Source organism: Kineococcus gynurae, from assembly GCF_042433995.1.
Classification (GTDB): Bacteria; Actinomycetota; Actinomycetes; order Actinomycetales; family Kineococcaceae; genus Kineococcus; species Kineococcus gynurae.
In genome coordinates this window covers 561,865-577,721 of the sequence record NZ_JBHLUI010000003.1, presented here as the reverse complement: position 1 = coordinate 577,721, position 15,857 = coordinate 561,865, and the positions used below count along the sequence as shown (strand labels likewise).

Below are 15,857 nucleotides of genomic sequence, written 5' to 3'. Positions count from 1 at the left end.
CCGGTGGTCCTGATCCAGATCGTCCTCCTCGCCGCCCTGGCGACGATCACCGTCGCCCTCGTCCGCAGCACCGCGGACGCCCGTCACCAGGCGGTGCGCCGGTTGCTGATCGGGCTGCTGGGCGTCCTGGCCGTCGTCTCGGTGCTGTGGCCGACCGGGCTGACCTGGCTCGCCGAGCTGGTCGGGGTCGGCCGGGGCACCGACCTGCTGCTCTACGGGACGGTCGTGGCCTTCCTCGGCTTCATCGTGAACTCCTACCGCCGCAGCCGGGAGCTCGAGTCCCGCATCGCCGAGCTCACCCGCCGACTCGCCCTCGACGAGGCCGGGCCGCCCCGTCCCTGAGCGCGCTCAGCGCAGCGCGTCGCCGACCTGGGCCTCCACGGTCGGGCTGATCGCGGTGGTCCCGCCGAACATGTGGGCCTCCACGATCGAGGACCCGGCCGAGCGGGAGTCCTTCTGCAGGTCGACGAGCGCCTGCCGACTCGCCGAGGGCAGCGTGTCGCGGGCGGTGAGGATGAGCGGCCCCCCGCCGTAGGCCATCAGCGCCGACCCGGACAGCGCGTCGGGCCAGTTCTCCCCGGTCGCGATCCCGACCCGCGTGGTGCCGTCCTTGAAGAACTTGTCCGAGGCGAACAGCCCGGCGACCGCGGCCCCGGTCTCGAACCGGCCGCTGCCGCTGACCGTGCGGGCGCTGATCGTGCCCTGCGCGGCCTGGGCGGCGGGACCGCCGACGGCCAGCGCGATGTTCCAGGACCGGCTGCGCAGCAGGTCGCGGGTCTCCGCGGGCATGGTCGGCCCCTGGGTCAGAAGGACGACACCCAGGCTGTGCTGGGTCTCGGAGTCCACGACTCCCATCAGGGCACCCGCGGCGAGGCCGTCGGGGAAGTTCAGCCCGGTGACCAGGGCGACGTTGCGCGAGGCGGGCAGCTTGCTGGCCACCGCGACCGCGGTCGCGTAGCGGTTGGACCCCGCGATCCGTTCCACCCCACCGACCCCCGGCAACGAGCGCACCGCGTCGGCGACGGCGGGCGAGAGGGCGTTGTCGCCGCCCAGCAGGTAGACGGTCCCCCCGGGGGCGAGCACGTCGAGGATCGCGTCGCGGACCTGCGGCTCCAGCACGTCCGGGCGGTTCAGCAGGAGCGGGCCCCCGCGGTCGGAGGCCAGCGGGGCGGCGGCGAGGGAGTCGGCGTAGCTGTCGGAGCGGGCCAGCACGACGGCGGCGGCCCCGCCGTGGGCGAAGGACTGGGCGGCGGCCACCGCGGTGGCGACGCGGTTGGCGCCCTCCACCCGGAACAGGTCGGCGGCCTGGGCGGGGACGGCCACACCGAGGGTGCATCCGCCCACCACGGCGGCGAGCAGCGCCAGGCGGGCGCGGCGGCGGGGGCGGGGGCGGGCGGTCATGGGAGGCCTTCCATGGAGCGTCGCGAGCGGACGACGGGGGCAGATCCCCGGTTCAGCCCTGCTCATCGACACGTTCGGCCCACTCTTGACGATCCCGTGGCAACTTTCCGTCACGGTCGGGGCGCCCGGGTGGGGACCGGCCGGCGACCGGGTGTGTCATGGGCCACTCCGAGCCTCCGATCAGGTCGAGGCGCACACGTGGTCGGCACGAGCTACTACTGTGCGCAACATGCGGATGACAGTGATCGGATGTGGCTACCTCGGCGCGGTGCACGCCGCCTGCATGGCCGAGCTGGGCCACGAGGTCGTCGGAATCGACGTCGACCAGGACAAGATCGCCGCCCTGCAGGCCGCGAAAGCCCCCTTCTTCGAACCCGGACTCCCCGAACTCCTCGAACGCACCATGGCCACCGGCCGGCTGCGGTTCACCACCGACATGGCCGAGGCCGAGGGCTCCCAGGTCCACTTCGTCTGCGTCGGCACCCCCCAGAAGCGCGGTGAGTTCGCCGCCGACATGCGCTTCGTCGACGCCGCCACCGAAGCCCTGCTCCCCCACGTCGGGCCCGGTGAACTCGTCGTCGGCAAGTCCACCGTCCCCGTCGGCACCGCGGCCCGCCTCGCCGCCCTCGTCGCCCAGGCCGCCCCCGACGCCCTGGGCCTGGCCTGGAACCCCGAGTTCCTCCGCGAGGGCCACGCCGTCGAGGACACCCTGCGCCCCGACCGCCTCGTCTACGGCGTCCCCGGCGGACCCGAGACCCCCGAGGGCCAGCGCGCCAAGAACCTCCTCGACGAGGTCTACGCCACCCCGCTGCAGCGCAACACCCCCCTCATCGTCACCGACTACCAGACCGCCGAACTGGTCAAGGTCGCCGCCAACTCCTTCCTCGCCACCAAGATCTCCTTCATCAACGCGATGGCCGAGCTCTGCGAGAAGGTCAACGCCGACATCACCCAGCTCGCCGACGCCATCGGCCACGACGACCGCATCGGGCGCAAGTTCCTCAACGCCGGTCTCGGCTTCGGCGGCGGCTGCCTGCCCAAGGACATCCGCGCCTTCATGGCCCGCGCCGGCGAGCTCGGCGCCGACCAGACCCTGACCTTCCTGCGCGAGGTCGACTCCATCAACATGCGCCGCCGCATCCGCATGGTCGACCTCGCCCGCGAGGTCTGCGACGGTTCCCTCATCGGCAAGCGCGTCGCCGTCCTCGGCGCGGCCTTCAAGCCCGACTCCGACGACATCCGCGACAGCCCCGCCCTCAACGTCGCCGCCCAGATCCGCCTGCAGGGCGGTGACGTCGTCCTCACCGACCCCGCCGCCGTGGACAACGCCCGCCGGGCCGTCCCCGACATCTCCTACGCCGACACCGTCGAGGAAGCCGTCAAGGGCGCCCACGTCGTCCTGCTCCTCACCGAATGGCGCGAGTACCGCGACCTCGACCCCACCACCCTCTCCGGCCTCGTCCGGGAGAAGCGCATCCTCGACGGCCGCAACGCCCTCGACCCCGCCCGCTGGCGCAACGCCGGCTGGACCTACCGCGCCCTGGGCCGCCCCCGCGCCTGAGCCGCACGGCAGGATCCCGCGCAGGATCCCCCGCGCGACCCCGCGTCCGTCACCGCCCCCCGGCCCCGCCGGGGGGCGGTTGTGCAGCGGATGCGAAGACGTCGCACCCGTCCTCGGCAGTAGGGATACCGGGCGGGGTGCGCGGCCTAAGGTGGCGGGGTGCCCGAGGACAAGCCGTCGCGAGACGAGAACCCCCGCGAGGGACGACCGGGCTCGGGACGACCCACCGCGGTCCGCCGACCGGGTCCCCCGCCCCCCGGCTACTCCTCCACGACCTACGGTCGGGCCCGTCCGGCCCGGGAGCGCGCCGCGGGCCAGGAGGCCCCGCTGGCCCCGCTGAGTCCGCCCCGACCGGGTCGGGACCGCTCGGGCGCGCGCGCGCACCCTCCCGCCGACCCGACCCCCCGTCCGGCGAGACCCGGGGGTCCCACGGCGTCCGGCAGCCGCCGGGTCCGGCGCCGACGTCGCGTCGTGCTGGCCTCCGCGGTGGTCCTCGCCCTGGTCGTCGGCTACCCCGCGACCCTCGCCGCCCGGGCCTGGTCGCAGGTCAGCGAGGTCTCCGCCACCCCGGCCGCCGCCTCGCCGGCCGACACCCCCGGGACCACCTTCCTGATCGTCGGCAGCGACTCCCGCGACGGGATGACCGAGGCCGAGAAGCAGGAGTACTCCGCGGGCGGCGACGACATCCACGGTCAGCGGACCGACACGATCATGCTGCTGCACGTGCCCTCCGGGGGCGGTCCCGCCGCCCTGATCAGCGTCCCCCGCGACTCCTACGTCCCCATCCCCGGCCACGGCAGCAACAAGATCAACGCCGCGTTCTCGATCGGCGGCGCGCCGTTGCTGGTGGAGACCGTCGAGAACGTCTCCGGGTTGCACGTGGACCACTACGTCGAGACGGGTTTCGCCGGTTTCGCCGGCATCGTGGACGCCCTGGGCGGGGTGGAGATGTGCCCCGACGTCGCCGTGCAGGACGTCCGCGCCGGGCTGGACATCCAGGCCGGCTGCCAGGACATGGACGGGCTCACCGCCCTCGGCTACGCGCGCTACCGGTACTCCGACCCGTTGGGCGACCTCGGCCGGGCCAACCGGCAGCGGCAGCTGCTGAGCGCCATCATGGCGAAGGCGACGAGCCCGACCACGCTGCTGAACCCGTTCCGGGCCTACCCGCTGGCCGGGGCCGGCGGGCGGTCGGTGACCCTCGACGACCAGGCCGACCCCGGTGAACTCTGGACGTTCGCCCGCGGGATGCGCAGTGCGACCGGCGAGGGCGGGATCTCCATGACGGTCCCGGTCAGTGACCCGAACTACCGCACCCGGGCCGGGTTGGCCGTGAAGTGGGACACCGAGAAGGCCCTGCAGATGTTCGCCGACCTCAAGCGCGACGACACCGAGGCGTTGCGGTCGCTGACCGCGTGAGCCGGTCGTGAGAACCGGCCCCGCCCGCCCGTTGCGGCGCGTCGAGGCGCGCGACGACGGTGGGCTCGACGTGGGGTCCGACGGCGGGGACGACTGGCCCGCCTCGATCCCCGCGGTCGCCCACCTGCTGCGCCACGGCTGGGACGTCGCGGCCGGGGTGACGTTCCTGGTCGGGGAGAACGGTTCGGGGAAGTCGACGATCGTCGAGGCCCTGGCACAGCTCCTCGGCGCCCCCGAGGGCGGCGGGACCGGCGCGCACCGGGCGGGGGCGGAACGGGAGCGCGCGGGCGACGTCTCCGACCTGGCCCGCCGCCTCCGGGTGGTCCGCGGGCCGGGCGGACGGTCGCGGGAGGTGTTCTTCCTGCGGGCCGAGACCATGCACGCGTTCGTGTCCTACCTGGCGCGCACCGTCGCCGACCCCGCTGCAGAAGAGGTGGGACCCCATGCGCTGCACCGGATCAGCCACGGCGAGTCGTTCGTCGAGATGCTCAGCGGCCCGTGGGTGCGGCGGGCCGGCGTCCTGCTCCTGGACGAACCCGAGGCGGCCCTGTCGTTCGCGAACTGCCTCACGCTGGTGGGGGCGCTGCACGTCATGGCCCGGGAGGGCAAGCAGGTCGTGTGCGCCACCCACTCCCCCGTGCTGACCGCACTGCCGGGGGCCACCATCCTGCAGCTGGACGACGAGGGTCTGACCCCGGTCGGCTGGGAGGACCTGCGCATCGTCCACGACCACCGGTTCTTCCTGGACGCCCCCGAGCGGTACCTGCGCCATGTGCTCTGAGCCGTCCCGCCGGTCGGCGGCGGGGAGTTTCCTGGGACCGGGAGACCCCCTGCCCGCCGACGTCCGTCGTGTCCTGGTGGCGGGCGCCCCCGGGGCGGGGAAGACCACCCTGGCGCGGCGGATCGGGGCCGCACGGAACCTCCCGCACACCGAGCTCGACGGGCTGTACCACGGCCCCGGATGGGTCCCCCGCCCGAGTTTCACGGCGGACGTCGACCGGTTCACGGCCGAACCCCGCTGGGTGACCGAATGGCAGTACCCCGTGGTCCGGGAACTGCTGCTGCAGCGGGCCGACCTGCTGGTCTGGTTGGACCTGCCGCGCGCGCTCGTCGTGCGGCGGGTCGTCCGGCGGACCCTGGCCCGCCGCCTGGACCGGCAGGAACTGTGGAACGGCAACCAGGAACCGTCGCTGCTGACGTTCCTCACCGACCGCGACCACATCGTGCGCTGGTCCTGGCGGACCCAGCCCCGGTTGGCCGGGAAGGTCGAGCGGGCGGCCGCGGAGCACCCCCACCTGGCCGTCGTCCGGCTGCGCACCCCGCGCGAGGTGGTCCTCTGGAGCGCCGGCCCGCTGACGACTCCCCGGCCGTAGACGCCCCGATCACCGACGTGGTCCGATGACCCCGTGACGGGACGTCGGTACCTCGGGGCCGGGTGGTTCGAGCTGGCGCGGGTGGCCCTGGTCCTCGGTGGGCTCGGGGCCGCCGTGGGTGGGGTCGGGTACGCGGTCAACGGGGCGACCCAGGCGCCCGCCGGCGTCGCGGTCGGGGTCCTCGCCCCTCCGGGGACGACCGACGTCCGGCTCCCGGTCGACCTGCCCGCGGCGGCCGACGCGCGATTGCGGAACTCCGGAGCCGAGGACGGGGCGGTCCGGGTGGACCTGCGAGCCTGGGACGCGACGGGGGTCGAGAACGCCCTGGCCCGCGGGTCCGCCGCCCTGGTCGGCCTGGCCGTCGGGGTCGGCGCCCTGCTCCTGCTCCCCGTCCTCGACTCCGTCGCCCGCGGCGAAGCGTTCGCGCACCGTCGTTCCCGCCGGCTCGCCCTCCTCGCCGGGGTCGTCGCCCTGGCCGCGACGCTGCACGCGTTGCCCGGTTCCCTGGCGGCCGGGATGGTCCTCGACCGCCTGGGACTCACGGGGCTGTTCCTGCCCCCGCCCGGCCTCGACCTCTCCCCGTGGCTGCTCGTCGCGGGCGCGCTGCTCGCCACGGCGGAGGCGTTCCGGAGGCGCGAGGCGGCCCGGGTCGAGCCGGTCGGCGCGGGGCGGGCGGGACCGACGGCGCCGGGTGCGGCCTCCGGCCCGTGACCGGGCCCCGGTCGCGGGGCTGACGACTGGCGTCCCGCCACGACCTGCCCCACGATCAGCGGTCTACCGGACCCACGGTGAGGTGGCCCACGGATGACTCCCGCTCGCGCTCAGCTGCGCAGCGCTCTCCTGGTCGCCGCGACGACCCTCGGCGCGGTCCTCGCCGTCACCGTCCTCGCCCTCGTGGCCGACGCCGTCGGGGTCGAGGTGGCACCGGTCCCCACGTTCGTCGCCACCGTCCTGCTGGGAGTCCTCGCCTCGCCACCGGTCCGGCGCCCCCTGGAACGTCGCCGGGCGGCCGGGCGCGGGACGGTCGGGTTGGCCCTCGGTACGGTCCTGGCCGGGGTCGTGGTGACCGGCCTCGGGCTCAACCTGCTCGCCCCCGTGACCGCGGTCGGCAACGCCGTCCACGCGGTGCAGCTGCTCCCGACCCGCCGACAGACGGTCACGTCCCTGGCCGTGACCCTCCTCGTCGGCACCGGCGCCTGGGCCGCCCAGGCCGCGGGCCTCGTGGACGGTCTGCTCCCACCCGGGGCGGCCGCCCTGCTCATGCTCGGGCTCCTGCTCACCGCCGGGCCCCTCGTGCTGACCTCGGCGGGGAACGCCCGCGACGTCCGCCGCGCCGCGGAGACGCTGGAACGGGAGCGCCAGGCGCACATCCTCGCCCTGGAACGGGCCGTCCGGCGGGACCCGTTGACCGGGTTGCTGTGCCGCAACGGGCTGGCCGAGACGCTGTCGGAGGCCATGGCGACGGCCCGCCCGGAGAATCCCACGGGTCTGGTCTACCTCGACCTCGACGGGTTCAAGGCGGTCAACGACCGGCACGGTCACGCAGCCGGGGACGCCCTCCTGCGCGAGGTCGCCGACCGGTTGCGCCAGGTCGTCCGCCACCACGGGCAGGTGGCGAGGATCGGCGGGGACGAGTTCGTCGCGGTCCTGCCGGGCCTCGCCCACGCCCGTCGGTGCGAGGAGTTCGCTTCGCGGGTGGGTGCGGCGGTCGAGTCGCCCGTGCGCCTGCCGGACGGGACGACGGTGCAGGTGGGTGCCAGCGTCGGCACCGCGGTCACCCTGCGACCGGTCCCGCCCGACGTGCTCCTCGACCGGGCCGACACCCAGATGTACGCCCGCAAGCGGCTCCGCCGTTCATCGACGGGTCACAGGGAGGTCACCGGTCAGGCATAGGCTCCGATCACCGATGCACGCCTGCCGAGGAGGACACCGTGATCCGGACCGCACCGCTGGCCGCCGCCCTGACCCTCGCCGTCGCCGGCCTCCCCGTTCTCGCCACCCCCGCGGCCGCCGCCGGCTGCGCGGGCGCGGTCACCCACCGCGTGGGGGACGTCCAGGGCGGCGGGGCCACGACGCCGCTCGACGGGGCGACGGTCACCGTGCGCGGGACCGTCGTCGGGGACACCCCCGGCCTGTCGGGTTTCTACCTGCAGGACGGCGGGGACCGCCGGGCCGCGACCTCCGACGGCGTGTTCGTCTTCAGCCCCGCGGCGGTGGACCTCGGCGACACCGTGAGCGTCACCGGGACCGCGGGTGAGTTCGGCGGCCAGACCCAGATCTCCGCCCGGACCGGGGTCGAGGTGTGCGCCGACGGTGACGCGGGCGACCTGCCCCGCCCGGCCCGGCTGGACCTGCCCGCCGACGACACCGCGCGCGAGGCGCTGGAGGGCATGCTGGTCCGCCCGGCGGACCTGACGGTCAGCGAGGTGTTCGAGCTGACCCGTTTCGGGGAGCTCACCCTCTCCGCCGACGGGGTGCTGGTGCAGCGCACCGAACTCGCCCGCCCCGGCGCCCGGGCCGAACGGCTCGAGGCCCGCAACCGCGACCGCGCGATCGTCCTCGACGACGCCCGCAGCGCCCGCACCTCGCTCACCGACCGGCCCTACCTCGCCCCTCAGAACCCGGTCCGGGTCGGGGACCGGGCCCGGCTGGCCGAACCCGTCGTGCTCGGTTTCGGTTTCTCCGCGTGGCGGTTGCAGCCGGCCGACGGAACCGCCGAGGGCCTGCTGCGCCCGCGCGACACCCGTCCCGCCCGACCGGAGCGGACCGGCGGGAACACCACGGTCGCCGCGTTCAACGTCCTGAACTACTTCGTCACCCTGGGCGGGGAGGGCCGCGGGGCCGAGACCCCCGAGCAGCTCGACGCCCAGGCCGACAAGATCGTGCCGGCCGTCCGCGGGCTGCGGGCCGACGTGGTGACCCTCATGGAGATCGAGGACACCGACGCCACGGGATTCTCGCCGGGGAACGCCGACACCGCCCTGGCCGAGCTCGTCGGTCGCCTGAACGCGGCCGAGGGACGCGAGGTGTGGGATTTCGTCCCGCTGCCCGCCGAGCTCTACGCGGTCGAGCGCGACGCCATCCGCAACGCGATCGTCTACCGCACCGACCGTGTCCGGGCCGTCGGGGCCCCGGTGGGTCTGGTCGACGAGACCGTCTGGTCCAACGCCCGCGAGCCCCAGGCCCAGACGTTCGAGCGCGCCGGCGACCGGTTCACGGTCGTGGCCAACCACTTCAAGTCCAAGAGTGCGACCGGGGCGACGGGGGCCGACGAGGACCAGGGTGACGGGCAGGGTGCCTACAACGCGGCCCGCACCCGCCAGGCCGCCTCGTTGGCCCGGTTCGTGACCGACCTGCGCACCGCCACCGGTGACGCCGACGTGATCGCCCTCGGCGACCTCAATGCCTACACCCGCGAGGACCCGGTCGAGGTCCTGCGCTCCGCCGGGTTGGTCGATCTCGGCAGCCGGTTCGACGAGGGGCGGTACAGCTACGTGTTCCAGGCCCGTTCGGGATCCCTGGACCACGCGCTCGCGACCCGGGAACTGACCCGCAAGGTCTCGGGGGTCACCCACTGGAACATCAACGCGGTGGAGAGCTCCGCCTACCAGTACGACGGCGACCCGGCCCTCTACGCGCCGGACCCCTTCCGTTCCAGCGACCACGACCCGGTCATCGTGGGGTTGGACCTGCGCGACCGGGGCTGAGCAGCCGGTCGAGGTGCTGCGCCAGGAGGGCCTCGCCGCGCTCGGGCGGCATCCGCTCCGGCTCCCGGGCGATCGCGACGGCCAGGCCGTCGAGCAGCGCCAGCAGGACGCCGGCCTCGGCACTGGCCTCGGCAGGCGTGAACCCGGGAGCCGCCTCGGTCAGGAGACGTCTCAGCAGTTCCTCGACGCTCCCCCACTGCTCGGCGTGGTCGGCGGCCGTCGGGGGGTGCACCTCGGCCCGGGCCAACCGGGCGATCCACAGGACGGTGGCCGGTCGCTGGTCCGGACGCGCCCCGAGCAGCGCGCGGGCCGCGGCGTGCAGGCGAACGGAGGGCTCCGGGACCGCGACGGCCGCCCGCAGGTCCGCGGTCACGGCCTCGGCGGTCCGTTCCATGGCCGCGCCCAGCATCGCGTCCTTGGTCGGGAAATGGTGCTGGACGGCTCCCACCGACACCCCGGCCGCCGCCGCCACCTGCCGCACCGAGATGCCGTCGAACCCCACCCGCAGCAACAGCTCGACCACGGCGTCGAGGACCGTCTCGCGCACGGTCCGGGGCCGTCCCGTCGTCGTCATGGACAAACCATACAGTCGTATGGTTCATTCGGTCCATGGCCCCGACCGACCGTCTCCGCGCCCTGGACCTCGCCCGGGGTGTCGCGATCCTGGGCACGCTCGCGACCAACGTCTGGATCTTCACCGACCCCGAGGGGTTGCTCGGTTACGTGGCCGGGAGCGCGGGCGTCCACGACGGGGGGTGGGCCAAGGTGCAGGCCCTGGCCCAGCAGCTGGCGCAGGGCAAGTTCCTCGCCCTCCTCACCCTGCTCTTCGGGATCGGTCTGGAACTGCAACGCCGTTCCGCCGCCCGGCACGGGCGTCGCTGGCCCGGACGGTACTGGGTGCGCGCCCTGGTCCTGTTCGTCGACGGCCTCGTCAACTACGTCCTGGTCGCCGAGTTCGACGTGCTCATGGGGTACGCAGTCACCGCGGTGATCGTCGCGGCGATCCTCGCGACCTCCGACCGCGCGCAACGGGTCTGGATCGGCGTCGCGGTCACCGTGCACCTGTTCCTGCTGAGCGTGATGGCCCTCGTCCTCGCCCTGCTCCCGGCCGACGAGCTCACCGGCCCCCCGCTGGACCCGAATCCCTACGCGGACGGCAGTTTCTGGGACCTGGCCCGGTTCCGGCTGGAGAACGCGGTGATCTTCCGCGGTGAACCCGTCTTCATCCTGGCCCTGGGCATCGCCCTGTTCCTCATCGGAGCCCGGCTTGCGCGGGCCGGGCTGCTGGACCCGGACGACGCCCGCGGTCGCCGACTGCGCCGCCGTCTGCTGGTGCTCGGCGGGCCGGCCCTCGTGCTGGACCTGACGCTGGGCCTGTTCGGCGGGTCCGGCGGACTCGTCCTGGCCCGCTACGGGACCGCACCGTTCGTCGCCCTCGGCCTGCTCGCGGCGATCGTGGAGTTCTGCGCCCGGATCCGCACCCCGGGCCGCGTGGGCCGCGGGCTCGCGGCCGTCGGGCGGACCGCCCTCAGCTGCTACCTGGTGCAGAACCTGCTGGCCGGGGCGGTCTGCTACGGCTGGGGTCTCGGCCTCGCCGCCCGGGTCCCCGTCGACCAGCGGGCACCTTTCACCCTCGCCCTGCTGCTGGGCATCTGGGTGGTCCTGCTCCTCGGCGCTTCCCTCTGGGTGCGCCGGTTCGAGCGGGGCCCGTTGGAGACGGTCAGCCATCGGCTGACCCGCCCACGGGAACCCCGCTCGAACCGTTCCGGTCAGGACCCGACCGCGGCCGCGTCCACCAGCCCGTCGCCGTAGAACCCGTTGCGGTCCGCCGGACCGGTGCAGGTGGCGGTGGAGAGGAGTTCCCCGGCCGTGGCCGACCAGCGCCGGTAGGTGAACTCGGCCGGCACCGGGCACGGGGTGTCCGTGGCCTCGCGCAGCAGGATCGACTCGGTGACGGCCGGGTCCAGGGTCAGGGTCCCCGGGCGCAACGGGTCCTCGACGCCGTGCTCGGCGACGATCAGGGCCGCCACCCCCGCGGCGTGCGGGGCGGCCATCGAGGTGCCCTGCAGGTAGCGGAAGTAGGCGCAGTCCTCGGTCGAACCCGAGTCACCGCAGTCGCGGACGACGTAGGGGTCGATGATCTCGTCGTCCTCGTCGAGGCTGCCCTCGGCCCGGACCAGGGCCTCGGGGTAGGCCGCGAGGATGCCGCCCGTGGGGTTCAGCCGCTGGTTCGGGGTGTCGTAGGTGTCGCCCCCGGGAGCCGCGACGTCGGCCTGCTCGGTGCCGTAGTTCGAGAAGTAGGACTTGCGACCGGACGGGCCGGTCGAGGTCACCGTCACGACCCCGTCGGCCTCGGCCGGCATGGTCAGGCAGGTGGCGTTGTCCAGGGTCCGTTCGCGGGCCCCGGTCGGGTTCCCCTCCTCGTCGACCGGGAAGTTCGGGCTGCCGGTGTCGACCCCGGGGACGGCGAGGTCGAGGGCAGAGTTCCCGGCCGCGGCCACGGGGAGCACGCCCTTGCTGCGGGCGTAGTCGATCGCGCGCTGCACGGCGGCCACGGTGAGGCGTTGCTGCTGCTGCTCGGCGGGACTGTCGGCCGGGTTCGCGGCGCAGTTGAACATCCACGGGTCGACGTAGAAACTCATGTTGATCACGTCCACGCCGGAGTCGGCCGCGTAGGTGATCGCGTCGAGGGTGGGCTGCAGGAAGAAGTACCCGGAATCCGCCCCGGCCCGCAGGTTCACCAGGTTCACGTCGGGGGCCACGCCGGCGATCCCGAGGTCGTTGGCCGGGGACCCGATGGTGCTGGCCACGTGGGTGCCGTGACCGTTGTCGTCGGCGTCGACCGGGTCGACGCAGTCCTCCGCCTCGCACTCCCCGTCGACCACCGGGTCGTCGGTGACGAAGTTCCGGCTGTTCTCGGCGTCGAAGTTCGGCGCGATGTCGGGGTGGGTCCCGTCGACGCCGGTGTCGATGATGCCGACCGTCACCTGCTTCGACCCGCGCTGGGTCGCGTAGGACCCTTCCGGGGTGGCGCCGATCGCGGCCATGTCCCACTGCAGGGCGGCGAGCGGTTCGGCCCCCGGCGCCTCGTCGACGTCGCGGACCACGTCCCGGATCGCCGCGGCCTCGGCGCGCTCGGCGTCGGTGGCGGCCTCCACGTGCCCGTCACCGGTCCGCGCGTCCTCCGCGGCGGACCGCAGCCGGACCTGCGGCGCGGTCCCGATCGAACGGTCCAGCGTCGCCCCGACCAGCACGTCGGAGCGCGCGGCCCGCTCGGCGAAGTCGGCGACGGCGCTCTCGACCACGGCGTACCCGGCGCCGCTGCTGCTGCTCACGACCCGACCACCGGCCTCGGCGATCGAGGGCAGCGCCAGGGCGTCGGTGGCCCCGGGTTCGTACAGGACGACGTAGCTCTCGACCTCGCCCGGGGCGACGCTCGTCGCGGGGTCGGCGGACGCGGTCTGGGTCGCGGCCAGGGTGGCCGCGGCCAGCGAGACGCACACGGCTGAGGACAGGATGACTCTGCGCACAAGGCCTCCAGGGCCAGGCTCGGACGGGGACCTCGGTGTCCCGGGGTCACTGACCCGGCCGAGCCTGACCCCTCAGGTACCTCATGGGCAACCCCTGGTGGGCACCATGACGACGCACAGTCAGTCCAAAGCGTCCATCGTGCGATCGAGGGAGGCCGCGCGGAGGGTGGGGACGTGGCCGACCTCGACACCCCCGCGACCGTGCAGTTCGTCGGCACGGCGACGACGGTGATCCGCTGGGGGCCGTTCACCCTCCTGACCGACCCCAACTTCCTGCACCGCGGCCAGCTCGCCTGGCTGGGGCACGGGCTCGTCACCCGTCGCCTGACCGAACCGGCCCTCGGGGTCGAGGACCTGCCGGATCTCGACGCCGTGCTGCTCTCGCACCTGCACGGCGACCACTTCGACCGCATCGCCCGACGAGGGCTGGACCGGGGCCTCCCCGTCGTGACCACGCCCCGCGCAGCCCGACGTCTGCAGGCGCTCGCCGGGTTCCGCCGGGCCGAGGGCCTGCGGACGTGGGAGAGCCGCGTGCTCACCCGGGCGGGCAGCACGGCCACGATCACCTCGCTGCCCGCACGACACGCCCGCGGGCGGCTCCTGCGAGGATTGCTGCCGACGGTGATGGGGTCGCTGCTGGAGTTCGCCGGACCCGACGGACGCACCGCGGTCCGCCTCTACGTCAGCGGGGACACCGTGCTGTTCCCCGGCCTGACCGAGATCGCGGACCGCCACCCCGACCTCGACGCCGCGGTCGTCCATCTCGGCGGGACGACCCTGCCGGGCGGGGCCGTCGTCACGCTCGGCGCCCACGACGGCACCGACCTGGTCGGGCTGCTGCGCCCCCGGACCGTGCTTCCGGTGCACCACAGCGACTACGGCGTCTTCCGTTCCCCGATCGAGGAGTTCGAGGCCGCGGCCGCCCGGCGAGGGATCGGGACCGTCGTCACCCTGGCGCCCGGCGGTTCCACCGAGATCCGCGGCCGGGCGGCCTGAGCGCCTGGCCGGGACCGGTCAGGAACCGAAACCCACCCCGGCCCGCCCGGCCCGCGCCCGCAGGGCCGCACCCTTGTCGTAGGCGGTCTGCCGCAACGACTCCTGGAACGCGACCATCTTCTCCCGCAGCTCCGGGTCGCCCGCCGCGAGGATGCGCACGGCCAGCAGCCCCGCGTTGCGGGCGCCGCCGATGGAGACCGTCGCGACGGGGACGCCGGCGGGCATCTGGACGATCGAGAGCAGCGAGTCCATGCCGTCGAGATAGCGCAGCGGGACCGGCACGCCGATGACCGGCAGCGGGGTGACGCTGGCCAGCATCCCTGGCAGGTGGGCCGCGCCGCCGGCCCCGGCGATGACGACCTGCAGGCCCCGTTCGGCCGCCGCGGCCCCCCAGGCGACCATGTCGTGCGGCATCCGGTGGGCGGAGACGACGTCGGCCTCGAAACCCACCCCGAACTCGGCGAGCGCCTTCGCGGCCTCCTCCATCACGGGCCAGTCGGAGTCGGAGCCCATGACGAGGCCCACCCGGACGGTCGCGGTCGTGCTCATTCGTCGATCTCCCCAGCGATGAAGGCGGCCGCGTGCCGGGCGCGTTCGCGCACCTGCTCGAGGTCGCTGCCGTAGACGGTGACGTGGCCGAGCTTGCGTCCGGGGCGCTGCTCCTTGCCGTACAGGTGGACCTTGACCCCCGGGTCGTGGGCCATGACGTGCAGGTAGGAGCGGTACAGGTCGGCGTGCCGGGCCTCGATGCTGGCCGGGCCGAGGACGTTGACCATGACGGTCCACGGGGCCCGGGGTTCCGGCGACCCGAGCGGCAGGTCCAGGACCGCGCGCAGGTGCTGCTCGAACTGGCTGGTGACGGCCCCGTCGATGCTCCAGTGCCCGGAGTTGTGCGGACGCATGGCGAGTTCGTTGACGACCACGTCGACGACCCCGTCGCGTTCGACCTCAAACATCTCCACGGCCAGCACCCCGGTGACCCCGAGGCCACCGGCGATCCGCAGCGCGATGTCGGTGGCCTCGGCGGCCAGGTCGTCGGACAGGTTCGGCGCGGGCGCGGTGACCTCGTGGCAGATGCTGTTGCGCTGCACCGTCTCCACGACGGGCCAGGCCGCGGCCTGCCCGGAGGGGCTGCGCGCCACCAGCGCGGCGAGTTCCCGGGTGAAGGGGACCCGCTCCTCGGCCAGGAGTTCTCCGCGCGCGAACCACTCGGCCAGCACGTCGGCCGCCGGCCCCGACCGGAGGTCCGCGGCGGAGTCCACGACCAGGACGCCCTTGCCGTCGTACCCGCCGCGCGGGGTCTTCACCACGACCGGCCACCCTGCGCCGGCCGCGAAACCCTCGACGTCCTCCGGGCTCGCGACGCGGGCCCAGCGCGGGCAGGGGACCCCCAGCGCGGTGAGCTTCTCGCGCATGACGATCTTGTCCTGGGCGTGGACGAGCGCCTCGGCCCCGGGCTGGACCGACGTGACCTCGGCCATCGCGGCGAGGAGTCCGGTCGGCACGTGCTCGTGGTCGAAGGTGACCGCGTCGCACTCCCGGGCGAAGGCCACGAGGGCCTCGGCGTCGGAGGCCGCCCCGACGGGAGCGGGGGTGATGACCTGCGCGGCGCTGACGTCCGGCCCCTCGGCCAGGACCCGCAGCCGCAGCCCCAGGGCGACGGCCGCCGGCTGCATCATCCGCGCCAGCTGACCACCCCCCACGACCCCGACGACGGGGAATCCTCCGGGACGGTCGTAGGGGGCCGGGTCGAGGCGCGTCACGTGGGACGAGGGTAGTCGCTCGGCGCGGGCCCCCTCGCCGTGGGCGAATCACTCAGGTGTAAGACAGGGCCTGCCGATGGAGCCCCGGGACCGTCCCGTGCGTCGGA

The 15,857-nt window shown here is 74.3% G+C and carries 15 protein-coding genes; 10 read left to right on the top strand and 5 right to left on the bottom strand.

From position 1 onward, the window contains the following. Nucleotides 1–3 precede the first annotated feature (3 nt). Nucleotides 4–342, top strand: coding sequence for a DUF2304 domain-containing protein (locus ACFFKU_RS04125; RefSeq protein ID WP_380135906.1), 339 nt, complete (start codon nt 4–6; stop codon nt 340–342). Nucleotides 343–348: 6 nt separating this feature from the next. On the opposite strand, the gene ACFFKU_RS04120 is transcribed toward ACFFKU_RS04125, so the two are convergent. Further along, nucleotides 349–1,401 carry a cell wall-binding repeat-containing protein gene (locus tag ACFFKU_RS04120; RefSeq protein ID WP_380135904.1) on the bottom strand — a complete coding sequence of 351 codons (1,053 nt, stop codon included), beginning with the start codon at nt 1,399–1,401 and terminating at the stop codon, nt 349–351. 229 nt (nt 1,402–1,630) lie between these two features. Between ACFFKU_RS04120 and ACFFKU_RS04115 the strand changes: the two genes are divergently transcribed. The 7 genes from ACFFKU_RS04115 to ACFFKU_RS04085 all read left to right on the top strand — a co-directional run bounded on the left by ACFFKU_RS04115 (nt 1,631) and on the right by ACFFKU_RS04085 (nt 9,461). Then, the gene (locus ACFFKU_RS04115; protein WP_380135902.1) at nt 1,631–2,962 is read left to right on the top strand and encodes a UDP-glucose dehydrogenase family protein; all 1,332 of its coding nucleotides are present in this window, start codon (nt 1,631–1,633) and stop codon (nt 2,960–2,962) included. A 471-nt stretch (nt 2,963–3,433) separates the two neighbouring features. Beyond that, nucleotides 3,434–4,381 (top strand): LCP family protein, encoded by a 948-nt coding sequence (locus tag ACFFKU_RS04110; protein WP_380135900.1) that lies wholly within the window; start codon nt 3,434–3,436, stop codon nt 4,379–4,381. A 7-nt stretch (nt 4,382–4,388) separates the two neighbouring features. After that, nucleotides 4,389–5,162 (top strand): AAA family ATPase, encoded by a 774-nt coding sequence (locus tag ACFFKU_RS04105; RefSeq protein ID WP_380135899.1) that lies wholly within the window; start codon nt 4,389–4,391, stop codon nt 5,160–5,162. After that, the gene (locus ACFFKU_RS04100; RefSeq protein WP_380135898.1) at nt 5,152–5,754 is read left to right on the top strand and encodes a P-loop NTPase family protein; all 603 of its coding nucleotides are present in this window, start codon (nt 5,152–5,154) and stop codon (nt 5,752–5,754) included. The genes ACFFKU_RS04105 and ACFFKU_RS04100 overlap by 11 nt, the downstream gene beginning before the upstream one ends. 33 nt (nt 5,755–5,787) lie before the next feature. After that, complete coding sequence (locus tag ACFFKU_RS04095; protein ID WP_380135896.1) at nt 5,788–6,465, top strand: hypothetical protein; 678 nt, start codon at nt 5,788–5,790, stop codon at nt 6,463–6,465. 93 nt (nt 6,466–6,558) lie between these two features. Continuing rightward, a complete protein-coding gene (locus tag ACFFKU_RS04090; protein WP_380135894.1) occupies nt 6,559–7,647 on the top strand; it encodes a diguanylate cyclase domain-containing protein in 1,089 nt (362 codons plus the stop codon). Between the two features lie 38 nt (nt 7,648–7,685). Then, nucleotides 7,686–9,461 carry an ExeM/NucH family extracellular endonuclease gene (locus ACFFKU_RS04085; protein WP_380135893.1) on the top strand — a complete coding sequence of 592 codons (1,776 nt, stop codon included), beginning with the start codon at nt 7,686–7,688 and terminating at the stop codon, nt 9,459–9,461. On the opposite strand, the gene ACFFKU_RS04080 is transcribed toward ACFFKU_RS04085, so the two are convergent. Further along, nucleotides 9,427–10,035 carry a TetR/AcrR family transcriptional regulator gene (locus tag ACFFKU_RS04080; protein ID WP_380135891.1) on the bottom strand — a complete coding sequence of 203 codons (609 nt, stop codon included), beginning with the start codon at nt 10,033–10,035 and terminating at the stop codon, nt 9,427–9,429. The two genes, ACFFKU_RS04085 and ACFFKU_RS04080, sit on opposite strands and share 35 nt — an antisense overlap. Nucleotides 10,036–10,070: 35 nt before the next feature. Here ACFFKU_RS04080 and ACFFKU_RS04075 point away from each other — a divergent pair, with 35 nt between their 5' ends. Then, the gene (locus ACFFKU_RS04075; protein WP_380135890.1) at nt 10,071–11,273 is read left to right on the top strand and encodes a DUF418 domain-containing protein; all 1,203 of its coding nucleotides are present in this window, start codon (nt 10,071–10,073) and stop codon (nt 11,271–11,273) included. Here ACFFKU_RS04075 and ACFFKU_RS04070 read toward each other — a convergent pair. Continuing rightward, a complete protein-coding gene (locus ACFFKU_RS04070) occupies nt 11,231–12,991 on the bottom strand; it encodes a S8 family serine peptidase (protein ID WP_380135888.1) in 1,761 nt (586 codons plus the stop codon). The genes ACFFKU_RS04075 and ACFFKU_RS04070 overlap by 43 nt on opposite strands. Nucleotides 12,992–13,165: 174 nt before the next feature. Here ACFFKU_RS04070 and ACFFKU_RS04065 point away from each other — a divergent pair, with 174 nt between their 5' ends. After that, a complete protein-coding gene (locus ACFFKU_RS04065; protein WP_380135886.1) occupies nt 13,166–13,987 on the top strand; it encodes an MBL fold metallo-hydrolase in 822 nt (273 codons plus the stop codon). Between the two features lie 18 nt (nt 13,988–14,005). Here ACFFKU_RS04065 and purE read toward each other — a convergent pair whose 3' ends face one another. Together purE and ACFFKU_RS04055 are read right to left on the bottom strand one after the other, a co-directional pair. Further along, nucleotides 14,006–14,536 carry a 5-(carboxyamino)imidazole ribonucleotide mutase gene (purE, locus tag ACFFKU_RS04060; protein ID WP_380135884.1) on the bottom strand — a complete coding sequence of 177 codons (531 nt, stop codon included), beginning with the start codon at nt 14,534–14,536 and terminating at the stop codon, nt 14,006–14,008. Beyond that, on the bottom strand, nt 14,533–15,666 hold the full coding sequence (locus ACFFKU_RS04055) for a 5-(carboxyamino)imidazole ribonucleotide synthase (RefSeq protein ID WP_380136120.1): 1,134 nt from the start codon (nt 15,664–15,666) through the stop codon (nt 14,533–14,535). The genes purE and ACFFKU_RS04055 overlap by 4 nt, the downstream gene beginning before the upstream one ends. Nucleotides 15,667–15,857 lie beyond the last annotated feature (191 nt).